Source organism: Paenibacillus sp. RC84, assembly GCF_041260495.1.
GTDB lineage: Bacteria > Bacillota > Bacilli > Paenibacillales > NBRC-103111 > Paenibacillus_F.
The window spans coordinates 178,416-191,451 of record NZ_JBGBYL010000013.1 but is presented as its reverse complement, the minus strand read 5'-3'; the positions used below and the strand labels follow the sequence as shown (position 1 = coordinate 191,451).

Sequence of the window (13,036 nt, the reverse complement as noted above, 5' to 3'; positions counted from 1 at the left end):
TTCTCATCAAGTCCGCTCGACTTGCATGTATTAGGCACGCCGCCAGCGTTCGTCCTGAGCCAGGATCAAACTCTCCGATAAAGTTGTGCCGGCCATAGGCCAGCGGTTTATCTCAAGCTGATTAAGCTCAATTTTAAATCTATGCTGGTTGTAAATTAGTTCTGTTCAGTTTTCAAGGAGCTTACTTAATGTTTGCGTCACTTGCGGTGACAAGAACTAATATTATCAGGCTTTTTAACTATTTGCAACCCCTATTTTAAAAGAATTTTCTTCCAGGTGTTTAATGAGGTTGGAAAATGGGTACAAGCATGAAATTCAGGCTTCCAAAGCCTTTGAAATAACTCTGAATAGCCGCTGCTTTCTCCTTTACAGCGTGCGGCGCTTGGCATCCACGACCATGGTCAATCACATGGTGGCTGCTGCAAAGACCCCGCGGGATAAACCAGTAAACTGGCGGAGTTCCTCACTCGAACTTCTTCTATATACAAGAGTAAAGACAAGGCCCGTACGAACGAGCCTTGTCTCTTGTATCCAAACGGTGACTAACTACTCACCGAGCAGAGCAAGAAGCTCCTGCTCGTCATCTATTATGCGGATGCCAAGAGATTGGGCCTTGGCAAGTTTGCTGCCGGCACTCTCCCCGGCGATCACGATGTCCGTCTTCTTCGAGACGCTGCCGGTTACTTTGGCGCCGAGAGCTTCGAGCTTATCCGCCGCTTCGTCCCGGCTCATCGCGCTGAGTGTACCTGTCAGCACGATGGTTTTGCCGAAGAGGGGATGGCTCTCGTCCGCCGCGGCGGCCGGCTTTTCTTCCGCGCGAGGTGCGACGCCCGCCGCAAGCATGCGGGAGATGCTGTCCTGCATGAGCGGATCGCGGAAGAAGCTGTAGATGCTGTCGGCGACGATACCGCCGACATCCGGCAGTGCGATCAGTTCTTCGATCGACGCCTCCATGACCCTACCCAGGCTGCCGAGATGCTCGGCCAGCACTTTGGTCGTGGTTTTGCCCGTATTCGGAATGCCTAAAGCAAACAGGAAGGACGAAAGGTCGCACTCCTTGCTTTTCTCGAACGCGGCAAGCAGCTTGTTGGCTTTTTTCTCGCCGAAACGTTCCAGCTTGATCAAATCGTCATAAGTGAGCCTGTACAGGTCCGCAGGATCGCGTACGCCCACCTCCTGATAGAGCTGTTCCGCCGTCATGACACTGAACGTATCGATATCCATCGCGTCGCGGGAAGCGAAATGAGTAATTCTGCCGATCATCTGAGGCCTGCAGCCCAGGCGGTTCGAACAGAATAAATGGGCCCCGCGCTGTTCAAGCGGAGTTCCGCAAGCCGGGCAATTTTCCGGGTATACGATCTCTTCACCGTCAATCTCTTCCGTGGCTTTGCCGAGTATTTCCGGGATCACGTCGTTGGAGCGGCGGATATAAACAAGACTTCCCAGAGCATGCTTCAAGTTTTTGCGTTCGATGTCACCGATATTGTTCAGCGTACAGTTCTGTACGGTCACACCTGCCAGATCGACCGGTTCCACGCGCGCTACCGGCGTTATTTTGCCTGTGCGTCCCACTTCCCAGGATACGGATTCCAGAACGGTCGTAACCTCTTCGGCCTCGAACTTGAATGCGATAGCCCAGCGCGGAAATTTCTCGGTATAGCCCAGCACTTCCCGCGTACGCATATCCGCCACTTTGACTACTGCTCCGTCGATGAGGAAGTCATAGCTTAGGCGATTGCTTCCGATACGCTCCAGTTCCTCCATAACATCGTCGATGGAGTCGAAAAATTTGATGTCCGGATTAACTTTAAACCGATTCACTTTAAGAAACTCCACCATCTCCCGGTGGTCGGTGAACCGGAGGTTATCGGAATAGCCTACATTATAGAAGAAGGCGCTCAGTTTGCGTTTCGCCGTTACTTGCGGATTCAGGTTGCGAAGAGCCCCTGCGGCCGCATTGCGCGCATTTTTGAACGGTTCGGCCGCCGTCTGATTATACTGATCCAAAACGGACAGGAACATCAGGCCTTCGCCCTGCACTTCAATGGTCCCGTCTTTGTACGGAATCTCCAGAGGGACGGAACGGATGGTTTTCACCTGCTCCAGGATTCCCTCTCCTACCGTTCCGTTGCCGCGGGTCGAAGCTTGGACAAGTGTCCCCTTGTCATACGTCAAATTGAGGGTGAGACCGTCGAACTTGAGCTCAACGACGAAGGTCGGATGCGGCAGAGGATTGTCCGGATTCTGTTTGTTGTACTCGCCAACGAGCTTCAAGACTCGCGTCAGCCACGCGTTAAGGCCGTCTTTGTCCCGCGTCTTGTCCAGACTCCACAGCCGGGAGAGATGACGGTGGGGTTCGAACCCTTTCAACAGCTCGCCGCCGACACGCCTTGTAGGAGAATTCGGAAGAGTCATTCCCGACTCCTGCTCCAATTCCACCAGCCGGTCATACAGCTTATCATATTCGGCATCGGTAACTACCGGGCGGTCCAGCGTGTAATAGTTGTAATTGTGCTGCTCGATAGCTTCGATGAGTGTCTTCATCTCCGCAGTGAAGTCGGCCATCTATTTTCTTCCTCTCGTCTCATCTATTCCTTAAATTCGGGTTATTGCTTCGTAATCGGTGCAAACTTGGCCAAAAGCCGTTTGACGCCTACGGGCGCCGGGAAAGCGATCTGGAGCTCGGTATCGTCCCCCTTGCCTTTAACCGCCACGATAACGCCTGTACCCCATTTGCCGTGGGATACCTTGTCGCCCATCTTGAAGTCTCCCGGCTGACTTCCCGCTGCCGCAGGGGCCGTACGAGGCGTACTGCGCACAGTCGAGGCTCCCGGAGAAGACTTGCCGAACGAGGAAGTCTGGCTTCCCCAGGAGGAGCCGCCCGCGGCAGATTGTCCGAAGCTCGTGGAGCCCGAACTGCCGAAGCCGGAGGATGTGCGTCCCCCGAAGCTCGTACCGCCGCTGCGGGACCAGCCGGAGAATGTGCTGCCCCCTCCGCCGGACGAAACGATCTCCATGAGCTCCTGCGGAATCTCTTTGAGGAACCGGGACGGCGGGTTGGCGCTTGTCCGGCCGAAAAGCATCCGCATCCGGGCGCAGGTAAGGAACAGGTTTTCTTCGGCACGCGTGATCCCTACATAAGCCAGGCGCCGCTCTTCTTCCAGTTCCTCGTTGTCCGTGGCAGCGCGGCTGTGAGGGAAGACGCCTTCCTCCATGCCTATGATAAAGACGACGGGGAACTCCAGGCCTTTGGCGCTGTGCATAGTCATCAAAACGACCGAGTCCTGAGGTCCCGCATCTTTGTCCATCGTATCTATATCCGCAATAAGCGCGAGATCCGTCAGGAAAGCGACAAGGGATTTGTCTTCATTGCGGGTTTCAAACTCGCTGGTAACCGATAAGAACTCGTCGATGTTCTCCAGCCGGGACTTGGATTCCAGCGTATTCTCACGCTGCAGTTCCATCCGGTATTGGCTCATTTCCAGAACCTTCTCGGTAAGTTCCGTTACGGACAAGTAGTCCACCATCCGGTGAAGGTTATGGATCATGTCCCGGAAGTCCGCAAGCGCGTTGCGCGTTCTCGCTGAAATTTCCAGCGATTCCACTTCATCGAGCATAGCGAACATAGAGATTCCCCGTTTGGCCGCGAAATCGGCCACCTTATCCAGAGTAGTATCCCCAATTCCCCGCTTCGGAACATTCACGACCCGCGTCAGGCTGATATCATCGTCCGGATTGGAGATAAGTCTTAAGTAAGCCAGAATATCCTTGATCTCTTTGCGATCGTAGAACTTGACGCCTCCCACGATCTGATAAGGAATATCGGATTTAATTAAAATTTCCTCGATGACCCGGGATTGGGCATTGGTCCGGTACAGGATCGCGTGATCCCCGTATTTTTGCGCGGAACCGACGTTCTTATTGATTTCACCGGCGATAAAATACCCCTCGTCATGCTCGGAATCCGCCTGGTATACCCGGATTTTGCTGCCTTCGCCTTTGTCGGTCCAGAGATTCTTGGCTTTGCGGCCCGTGTTGTTGCCGATCACCTTATTGGCCGCCTGCAGAATGGTCGAAGTGGAGCGGTAATTCTGCTCCAGCAAAATGGTCGTGGCGTTCGGATAATCTTCCTCGAAGTTGAGGATATTCGTTATGTCCGCTCCCCGCCAACGGTAAATCGATTGGTCGGAGTCACCTACGACACAGAGATTCTTGGATTTGTCCGCCAGCATCTGGCACAGCATATACTGGGCGCGGTTCGTATCCTGATACTCATCCACGTGAATGAAGCGGAATTTATTTTGATAAAAGTCCAGAACTTCAGGCACATCGGTAAAAAGCTGGATCGTCGCCATTATGAGATCGTCGAAATCCAGGGAGTTGTTGCTTTTGAGTTTTTTCTGGTACAGGGTATAGACTTTGGCCACCAGACCGTCAAAATAATCCCCGATCTTCTGCTCAAAACGCTGAGGGGTGATCAGTTCGTTCTTGGCGGTGCTGAGTGCGGCCTGAACGGCTTTGGGCTCGAATTTCTTTGTATCGATGTTGAGCTCTTTCATGCAAGTTTTAATAACGGATAATTGATCGCCGGAATCCAGGATGGAAAAATTCGAAGTGAACCCGATCCGGTCGATATCGCGGCGGAGAATCCGCACACACATGGAGTGGAACGTGGAGACCCAGATGTCGTTCGCGGACGGGCCCACAAGCTGTTCGACCCGTTCACGCATTTCACGTGCGGCTTTGTTGGTAAACGTGATGGCCAGAATGCTCCAAGGGGCCACCCGTTTCGCTCCGATCAGATACGCGATTCTGTGGGTCAACACCCGGGTCTTGCCGCTCCCCGCGCCCGCCATAATGAGAAGAGGCCCTTCGGTCGCTTCCACGGCTTTACGCTGCTGAGGGTTGAGCTTCTGAACGGCTTGCTGTATATCAATCATGAAATTACCTTCCTTCCACGGCTGAGCGGCCGAAACCGATCCCCGCTTGTTTATATCAACGCCCGCACTGTTTCCAGCGCCAGGTCCAAATCTTCATATATAAGGTTGCCGACCACAATCGTATCGGCGGCTTCGGCCGCCAGCTTGGCTTTCTCGGGACCGTCAATGCCGCCGCCGTAGAAAAGCCGGGTGCCTTCGAGGACACGTCTCGTCCTTCCGACAAGCTCCATATCGCCGAAAGTTCCGCTGTATTCCACATAAAAAATGGGCAGCCGCAGCAGATGCTCCGCCATGCGGGCATAAGCCACAACGTCACGCTCGGTCAGGTCCGTACGGGCTGACGTCACTTTCGCGGCGGTAGATTCCCCGTTCAGAATGACATAGCCTTCGACTAGAATTTCATTCCAGTCCATGATAGCCCCGTATTCTTTGAGCGCCTCGTGATGCCGTCCGAGAATCCACTGGGGATCTCCGGCATTTAGCACCATCGGAATAAAAAACAGGTCAAAGCCCGGCACAATCGCTTCCGCATCGGACACTTCCAATATGCAGGGCACTTCAAATCCGCGTATCCGAGCAAGCAGATCCACGGTATTGTCAAACGTTACACCGGACGAGCCGCCGACAAGAATGGCATCGGTGCCGGACAAGCAAATACGCTCCAGAGCCTCGTCGGATATTTCCCGGTCGGGGTCGAGCTTAAACACATGTTTCCAGGTTGAGCTGTCTACGATCAAAACGTTTCTTCCCTCCGCTCAAGCATAGGCGCAAATAAGCCGCCTGTCTGCACTTCAATACCCTCAGTCTATGCTACGCTTCCGGGTGTGTCAAATCAGGAAACAGACCTCTTTTTATTATAAAACAGGAATGTACGTTCGCGAAAGAGGAACTTCCATTTTGAGAGGTGGGAGTGAAAGGAAGCCCGCGCTTAAAGCCGGGAAAATAAAAAAAGAAACCGGTCCGAACGCGAGGTTCGTCCGGTTTCGGCTTCTCGGGATACCCGGTTATGTAGGCCTTGAAAGGTCCGGTTTACTTTTTAATCGTTACATCGAATACTTTTTCCACATTTAAAGGAACATGATCGTTCTGCTGGAGGGACAGTTTGATCGTATGTTTGCCCGGAGGGATGTTTTCCAGGCGGACCGGGGCGTCTGTCTTCAGCATGGCTTTCTGAACGCCATCCACGTAAATGTGGAGATGGCCTTCCCCTTGTTTGGGCGCTGCTCCCATGCTGTCGCCTGCGATCGTCAAATTGCTGACCTTGTAGGAAATAACGGCGGATGTGCCTTCCTGCGTTAAGGTTGCGTCAATAGTCGGGGCCGCGCCTGAAACGGCCGAACTGCCGACCTGCTCCGATTTGTTCTGAAAGCCGCATGCCGTTAAGGCCCCGCTGCAGGCAAAAATGAGGAGAAGCATGAGCACAAAAGATCTTTTACCGCTTATTTTACGCATGATTTAGACACTCCTTTGATTAATAAAATGGCCGGGAGGGACATCCCTGTAACTTGTATATGTGGCGCAATGAGGAAACATGCCAGCATCTTCGGCAAGGGAATACTGTAAACGGCGAAAATGCACCGGAAGGGAGAGGTGAATATGGTTAAAAAGAGAGAGCAGGGAACCTGCGAATTATGTGGACGCCACGAGGTGAAACGGACCGAACATCACTTGACTCCGAAGGAAAAAGGAGGCACCTTTCTGCCTACGGCTATGCTTTGCATTCCTTGCCACAAGCAGATTCACGCCCTGTTTACGAACGAACAGCTGGAGCGGGATCTGCATACGCTTGATGCACTGCGCGGCGATGAACGGATGCGGGCTTTCCTGAAGTGGATCCGTAAACAGCCATCGGCGTCACTTCCCCGAGTCCGCAAGTCCCGGGAATTGCGGCAATAAAAAAACGCCTTTCGAGGAGGCGTTTTTTTGAGGATGGCACCTTGCATTGTGCCAGGCTGCCGACAGGATTCGAAAAACCGGGGCCAGAGCGGTTAACCCTGCGGACGATATGCAGGCGGCCTGCCGCCGCCCTCTCCCCTATACGGGGAGTTGTAAGGCTGCTGTGCAGATGGCGGCGTGATTGCCGTCGGGCTGGACTGCTGCGGCTGGCTGGCGTAAGGCTGCCCGTACCGCTGGGGCTGGCCGGCAGAGTAAGCGCCTGCCGCGGGCTGACCCGGCTGCGGACGGGACTGGCCGTACGGCTCGCGGGTCGAAGCCGGGGCCGGACTGCGGAAGCCGCCGTAGGACGGCCCAACCGGCACGCCGGAAGCGGGCTGCCCGTAGGCCACGGGCGGCGCTGCAGCGGCAGGCGTGCCGTAAGGCACCGCTCCGCCTGTGGCAGGACTGCCGTACGGGGAGCGCGGAGCTGCGTACGGCTGGGCGGCGCTTGCCGCCGGTGCGGGAGCGGGCTGCTCGGGCCCTGCGGAAGCGGGCGCGCCTCCGAAGCGCGATGGCGCCATCGGCGCGGGGGCGGCGCTTGCCGCCGGTGCGGGAGCCGGCTGCTCAGGCGCTGCGGAAGCGGGCGCGCCTCCAAAGCGCGACGGCGCCATCGGCGCGGGGGCGGTGCTTGCCGCCGGTGCGGGAGCTGGCTGCTCAGGTGCAGCGAGCGCGCTCGAGCCCGTTTCCGCCGCTTCCGCGGAAACCGATTCTTCCTCTTCCGAGACTGACGGCTCGGGATGGTAGACGTCTCCGTATGAAGAATCATAGACGGAAGACGAGGAAAGAGAAGAATAGTAATCGGGACGTTCTCCGAATATTTCAAGTTCTTTCTCTTCGTATGTAACAGGTTCTAAGGCTGTCGTTTTGTCCGCCTCTGCTGTATACAGAACCGCTTCCGGCGACGCCCCTGTTTCAGCTTCTTTCGCTTCTATTCCGGCAAAATCTTTCCGGATAGCGGCTTCCAGCTCGGAGAGCGCCCGGTCGTGGCTGGCAATCTCCTGCAGCACGTCTTCCCCGCTGGCGTTTTGGACCTTCTTCTTGTCCCCGCGATCGGCCAGAAGCCTGTACAGCTTATCCTGATCATCCAGCGTCTGCTGGAGAAGCTGGCGGTAAAGAGCGCGAATGCCGGGCTGCCGGGCATCCCATGCGGCCGATGCGTATCGGGACGCAAGCCTTTTAAAATCGGCCATCGTCCGTTCGGCAGCCTCCCATTGTTTCTCTCCGGCTTGATCCGTTTGAAGTTCCTGTTTCATCTGCAGCCACCTCCATTTAGTTCATACGGTCTGTTCATAAAGATCCTCTACAGCTTAGAGCCTGAGATTTAAGGTGCCGGGTCATAATTCCGTGCTTCTCAGCGCGGCCAGAAGCTGCCGGGCACAGCCGAGCCGGAGCACGGCCAGTTGCTCCAGCACTTCCCGCAGCTCTACATCCGTGGAAGATTCCGCTTCTTCGGCACAGCGTTTGGCCAGTGTATGTTCAAAACGGATCAGGTCACCTAACGACTGAAGCTCGGGAAGAGTGACCCTTTCCAAATGTTCTTCTTTGTAAACGACACGATGCTCGCCGGCATGACTGATTGCCATTCCCTCAACCCCCTGATCGGATGTTTTTATTAGCATGCCCATTTTTTACCCGTCCTATGTGATTCATTCTCTCTTAGCACAAGCAGCTCGCAGCAAAAAAAAGAATAAAAGCATCGTGCGCTTTTATTCTTCAGGGTCTTCCGTCTAATAAACGGAGGGAATGCAGACGGCATTCTCTATTCCTTTTTCACATTAGAAGCCGCTGCTTCTTCCATAGCCGCCAGCGGAATGGCATAGGCCCAATCCCCGCCCTGCTTGGCAATCCATACGGATTTGCCGTCGGAGCGGCCGCTGTACGTATCTTTCATCTCTTTGCCATCCACGGTCCGGACAATTTCCAGCGTCCATTCCCCCGGCTTAATCGCCTCATCGGCGGCCCGTTTCGGCATTTCTTCCGTTTTCATGAATAGCAGCTTATCCAGAACCTGGGTCGCCTCCGCTCCCTCGATCTCACGATCCGGCAGCTTCCATTTAGACTGGGCCGCCGATTTATCCGGTTCGTTCTTCGTCAGGGACCATTTATGATCCTTCCAGGAGAACGTGACGCTTTTTACCTGATCGTAATCGAATTTCACCGGACTCGTTTCCACGAAATCCAGCGGCGACTTATTCAAGACGGACAGCGAGGATTCTCCCACTTGATAGACGGCAGGAGAGCTTCCCAACTGCACATAGACGTACCCTTCCACCGGCGTCGGCGAACCGGCCTTCACTTCCTGAGAAGTACCGTCTGCAAGATTTACTTTATAGACGGATGAAGGCTTGTCGAGCCCGTATTTGGCCAGATCGGACGCCTTCTCTTCGACGACCCTTTCCTGTGTCAGTAAATTAAAAGAATCCATCCAGCCTTCGGTCAAGTTAGGATTAAGCGGGGCAGCCGAGGGCTTGGTCATCGACCATTCGCCGTCCTTGCGGACCAGTTCCGTCTGCTGGCCTCCGCTCAAGATAGAGAAACTTTGGACATCCGCAACATTTACATGGACAAGAGGCTTGGATGTCTCCGCTTGTTTTTCCTTGAAAAAATCCTGGCTCCAGGCATACCAGAGACCGCCCAGAAACACGAGAATCAAAAGCAGCGCGGGCGCGAATTTTTTCACCCTTTTCTCCTCCTCCACCAGATAAACCCGCCGAGCAGCAGGAAGATCAGCGGCATAAAGACGATCGCCACGAAAAAGATCGTTTTGGCCTGCCCCGGCGTTAAAGCAGCGGTTTGATACGCTTCATTCTGTCTGGGCCGGATCGTCACCTGATCTTTTTTCTCCTGAAGCCATCCGATGCTGTTCATCGCAAAATCACGGTTGCCCTGCACGTTGATCTCCTGATCCATCAGGAACGTGGAACCGCCGAGTATGACGGCCTTAGGCTTGCTGTCTTTATCTTCTACGGCATAGCCCAGGTTGAGCGGGCCTTTCACATCTTTGTCGTCCTGATTCGTCTGGGATTTCATCAGCCCGGCGATATCCGTTTCCCCGTAAGCCTGTGCCGACGTCTTCAAGATCGGCGTGCTTTTAAAGTCGCCCTCTTCCTGAGCATTCAGGGCAACGGCCAGCGACATCATCGTCAGGAGATTGTAGTTTTTCAGCTTTGTCGTGATGTCGTGATCCCCGTACTCGGGAATAATCGTAAGCGGATCGTACAGAGTGCTCTGCTTCGCTTCGATGGCGACCGCATGCTGGTCCTTGACACCGTATGTGTTCATGAGGGCATCGATGTTTTTCCATTTGGACGCCATTTCCTGGCTGAAGCCCAGGGAAACGTACAGCTTCCCTTTTCCGCTCAGGTACTGCTTGATCAATTCGGCCTCTTTGTCGTTCAAATCGGTTTGGGGACCGATCAGAAACAGCATGTCGGCATCGTCCGGAATCTTGCCTTCCCGGTATAGATTAAGATCTTTAACCGTGTAATTCTCGCCCTCCAAGCTTGATTTCAAAACGGTCATTTCCTGAAGCGTAATTTCCTGGTGCCCCGATAAGAAATAAACCGTATGTTTTTCAGTGCTGGTCAGGCTTTTGACGGCCTGGGTCATTTTCTCTTCCCCGGCAAACTGATAAGATCCGGAGTCTTGACCGGCCGTGAACATCTCCTGGAAGGTGATCACTTTTTTCTGGCTTCCGCTTTCAAAAACAAGACTGCTCTGCTGAACGCCGTACTGCTGGACTTTGGAGGGCTCCTTCAGCATGTCGTACTGATTATACGTAATCTTGCCCGTACGCTTGCTGTATTCCTGAACCATATCCGTCACTTCGCGGGTCAGCACGCCGTCCGGATCCTCCTGAGGATTCGTAAAAGCCGTGACATGAATGTCCTTGCCCAGATCTTTGAGAGTTCCCAGCGTTTGATCCGAAAGTGTGTACATTTTGTTTTTGGATAAGTCGAGCTGAAAATCTTTCAATGAATGGAGAAAGAAGGTCAGCAGAATAAAAATTCCGATGACGGCGATTGAAATCACCGCCGTATTTGTACCGCGCAGCCATTTCTTCATCGCTGTCACCTCCACCGTTTTCTTTCAAGGGTCTGCATGCCGAGAATAAGGAACACGGCCGCAAGCGTCACGAAGAACAGGATATCCGCTCCTTGAAGAATTCCCTTCTGCATATTGGCCATCCGGCCGCTCATCGAGAATTGGATAATCCATTCCCGGAACTTGCCGCCGAATCCGTCGGCCATCCAGTCGATCAGCCAGAAGAACAGAAGAAAGGCAAAACCCGCAATCCCGGCCACCATCTGGTTGTTGGATAACGTGGAGGCAAACAGGCCGATCGCCATCATGGCCGCTCCCAGCAGGAACATGCTGAGGTATGACAGCCACAGGACCGGCTGGTCCAGCGTGCCGAAGGCAGACATGATCAGCGGATAAACCAGACTGCATATGGTAAGCAGAAACTGGACGATAAGCGCGGCCAGGTACTTGCCCAGCACAATTTCGCCGATTCCGGCAGGTGAAGTAAGCAGCAGCTCATCCGTACCGTGACGGAATTCATCCGCCACCAGACGCATCGTAAGCAGCGGGATGATGAACAGGTAAATGAACGTAATATTACCGACCACATACCGGATATCGATCAAACTGGGCTGCACCATGACAAAATTCAAGTAAAACATGATGCCCGACACCAGCACATAAAAAGCGAATGCGACATACGAGGTCGGCGAATAGAAAAACAGCTGCAGTTCTTTCGAGCAGATCGCCCACGTTCTACGCATCTTCGCCGCCTCCCTTCGATTGGCCTGCCGCCGCGCTTCCGGACTTGTCTTTCAGCGGCAGCCATTTGCTTACACGATCCAGCCTGGACGGCTGTCCCGGACGGCTCTCCGGCTCGTCTTCGGCAGAGCCGGACAAGCTCTCGTCGGTCGTCAGCTTGAGGAAAATATCCTCGAGGCTGAGGCTCTCCCGCTTCATCTCCAGGATGGGATAACCAGCTTCCGCCAGACGGAAGAAAAGCGGCTCGCGGATGTCCGTGCTATCGGCTGACGAGACGAGCAGCTTGACCGTATCCGGGGCAGTTCCCCCCGGAGAAGCGGTCTGCCGCCCGCCGGTCTTCGCCTGCGGTGCCGCCGAGGCGTCTGCTCCGGCTGCAGCCGGCTCTTCGACGGCCCCCGATTGGGGCCGTCCGGGGCCGTCCGTCTGCACGGCGGAGCCGGAAGAGCCCGCCGGCTCTGCTGTTGCATCCGGCGAGGCCGGAGCCACAGCCGCTGCCTCTGCAGCCTCGCTCGCAGTGTCGCCCGCTCCGCCGGATGCCGCTCCAGACGCGGCTGCCTCCGGGGCACCGGCCAGGCCGAGCGCCCCCGCAGCGGGTGTGCCGTCCGCCAGCTCCCGCACAGCGGCAATGCCGGCAGTAGAGCCCAGCAGCGAGATGATTTCCTCGCGCGGGCCCTTCACTTCCAGCGACACCTCGAAGGTGTCGCCCATTGTCGCGCCGAGCATCTCCGGCTTCTCGTCGAGCACAATCTGCCCCTGATTAATGATGAGCACCCGGTTGCAAAGCGTGTTCACTTCGGGCAGAATGTGCGTGCTGAGCAGCACCGTATGATTTTCGCCCAGCTCGCGGATCAGGCTGCGGATTTCAATGATCTGCTTCGGGTCCAGCCCCGAAGTGGGTTCGTCCAGCACAAGCAAATCGGGTTTGTGAACGATCGCCTGCGCCAGTCCCAGACGCTGTTTATACCCTTTGGACAAGCTGCGAATGATCTGGTTTTCGCGTCCGTTAAGCCCCAGCTTGTCAATAATTTCGTTAACCCTGCCTTTTTGCGCCCGGACAGGTACGTCTCTGAGATCGGCCACAAATTTCAGGTACGACCGTACGGTCATTTCCGGATAAAGCGGCGGCGTTTCAGGCAAATATCCGATCTTGCGCCTTGCCTTGCGGGGATGATCGGCCATGGACAAGCCGTCCACCAGGATGTTCCCGCCCGTCGGATTCAAGTACCCCGTAATCATCCTCATGGTAGTCGTTTTGCCTGCTCCGTTGGGCCCCAAAAAGCCCACGATTTCCCCGCGCTGCATGGAGAAATTGATCTCTTTAACTCCCCGGGAGTTTTCGTAGAGCTTGCTGACTCCGTTCACTTCCAGCAATCCTG

General features: G+C 54.9%; 11 protein-coding genes and 1 rRNA gene. 1 reads left to right on the top strand and 11 read right to left on the bottom strand.

The genetic code is table 11. The features are described 5' to 3' along the window. The 5 genes from ABH899_RS26445 to ABH899_RS26425 form a co-directional block, all read right to left on the bottom strand. Window positions 1-81 (bottom strand): 16S ribosomal RNA (locus ABH899_RS26445); the annotation flags it as partial. A 465-nt stretch (window positions 82-546) separates the two neighbouring features. After that, entirely contained in the window at window positions 547-2,565 is a 2,019-nt protein-coding gene (ligA, locus tag ABH899_RS26440; RefSeq protein ID WP_370001739.1) for an NAD-dependent DNA ligase LigA, read from the bottom strand. Window positions 2,566-2,606: 41 nt separating this feature from the next. Next, entirely contained in the window at window positions 2,607-4,940 is a 2,334-nt protein-coding gene (gene pcrA, locus ABH899_RS26435; protein WP_370001737.1) for a DNA helicase PcrA, read from the bottom strand. A 50-nt stretch (window positions 4,941-4,990) separates the two neighbouring features. Beyond that, window positions 4,991-5,677: a heptaprenylglyceryl phosphate synthase gene (gene pcrB / locus ABH899_RS26430; protein WP_370001735.1), complete on the bottom strand. Its 687-nt coding sequence runs from the start codon at window positions 5,675-5,677 to the stop codon at window positions 4,991-4,993. 292 nt (window positions 5,678-5,969) lie between these two features. Then, window positions 5,970-6,392, bottom strand: coding sequence for a DUF6130 family protein (locus tag ABH899_RS26425; protein WP_009674186.1), 423 nt, complete (start codon window positions 6,390-6,392; stop codon window positions 5,970-5,972). A 144-nt stretch (window positions 6,393-6,536) separates the two neighbouring features. Between ABH899_RS26425 and ABH899_RS26420 the strand changes: the two genes are divergently transcribed. Beyond that, window positions 6,537-6,836: an HNH endonuclease family protein gene (locus ABH899_RS26420; RefSeq protein ID WP_016423760.1), complete on the top strand. Its 300-nt coding sequence runs from the start codon at window positions 6,537-6,539 to the stop codon at window positions 6,834-6,836. 92 nt (window positions 6,837-6,928) lie between these two features. Here ABH899_RS26420 and ABH899_RS26415 read toward each other — a convergent pair whose 3' ends face one another. From ABH899_RS26415 to ABH899_RS26390, 6 genes are all read right to left on the bottom strand, one after another. Further along, the gene (locus ABH899_RS26415) at window positions 6,929-8,128 is read right to left on the bottom strand and encodes a spore coat protein (protein ID WP_370001733.1); all 1,200 of its coding nucleotides are present in this window, start codon (window positions 8,126-8,128) and stop codon (window positions 6,929-6,931) included. 81 nt (window positions 8,129-8,209) lie between these two features. Beyond that, window positions 8,210-8,458, bottom strand: coding sequence for a hypothetical protein (locus ABH899_RS26410; RefSeq protein WP_009674191.1), 249 nt, complete (start codon window positions 8,456-8,458; stop codon window positions 8,210-8,212). Between the two features lie 176 nt (window positions 8,459-8,634). Beyond that, window positions 8,635-9,555, bottom strand: coding sequence for a DUF4340 domain-containing protein (locus ABH899_RS26405; RefSeq protein ID WP_009674181.1), 921 nt, complete (start codon window positions 9,553-9,555; stop codon window positions 8,635-8,637). After that, complete coding sequence (locus tag ABH899_RS26400; protein ID WP_370001730.1) at window positions 9,552-10,940, bottom strand: GldG family protein; 1,389 nt, start codon at window positions 10,938-10,940, stop codon at window positions 9,552-9,554. The genes ABH899_RS26405 and ABH899_RS26400 overlap by 4 nt, the downstream gene beginning before the upstream one ends. Window positions 10,941-10,945: 5 nt before the next feature. Then, on the bottom strand, window positions 10,946-11,662 hold the full coding sequence (locus ABH899_RS26395) for an ABC transporter permease subunit (protein ID WP_009674182.1): 717 nt from the start codon (window positions 11,660-11,662) through the stop codon (window positions 10,946-10,948). Beyond that, entirely contained in the window at window positions 11,655-13,031 is a 1,377-nt protein-coding gene (locus ABH899_RS26390) for an ABC transporter ATP-binding protein (protein ID WP_370001728.1), read from the bottom strand. Before ABH899_RS26390 ends, ABH899_RS26395 begins: the two co-directional genes overlap by 8 nt. Between the last annotated feature and the right edge of the window lie 5 nt (window positions 13,032-13,036).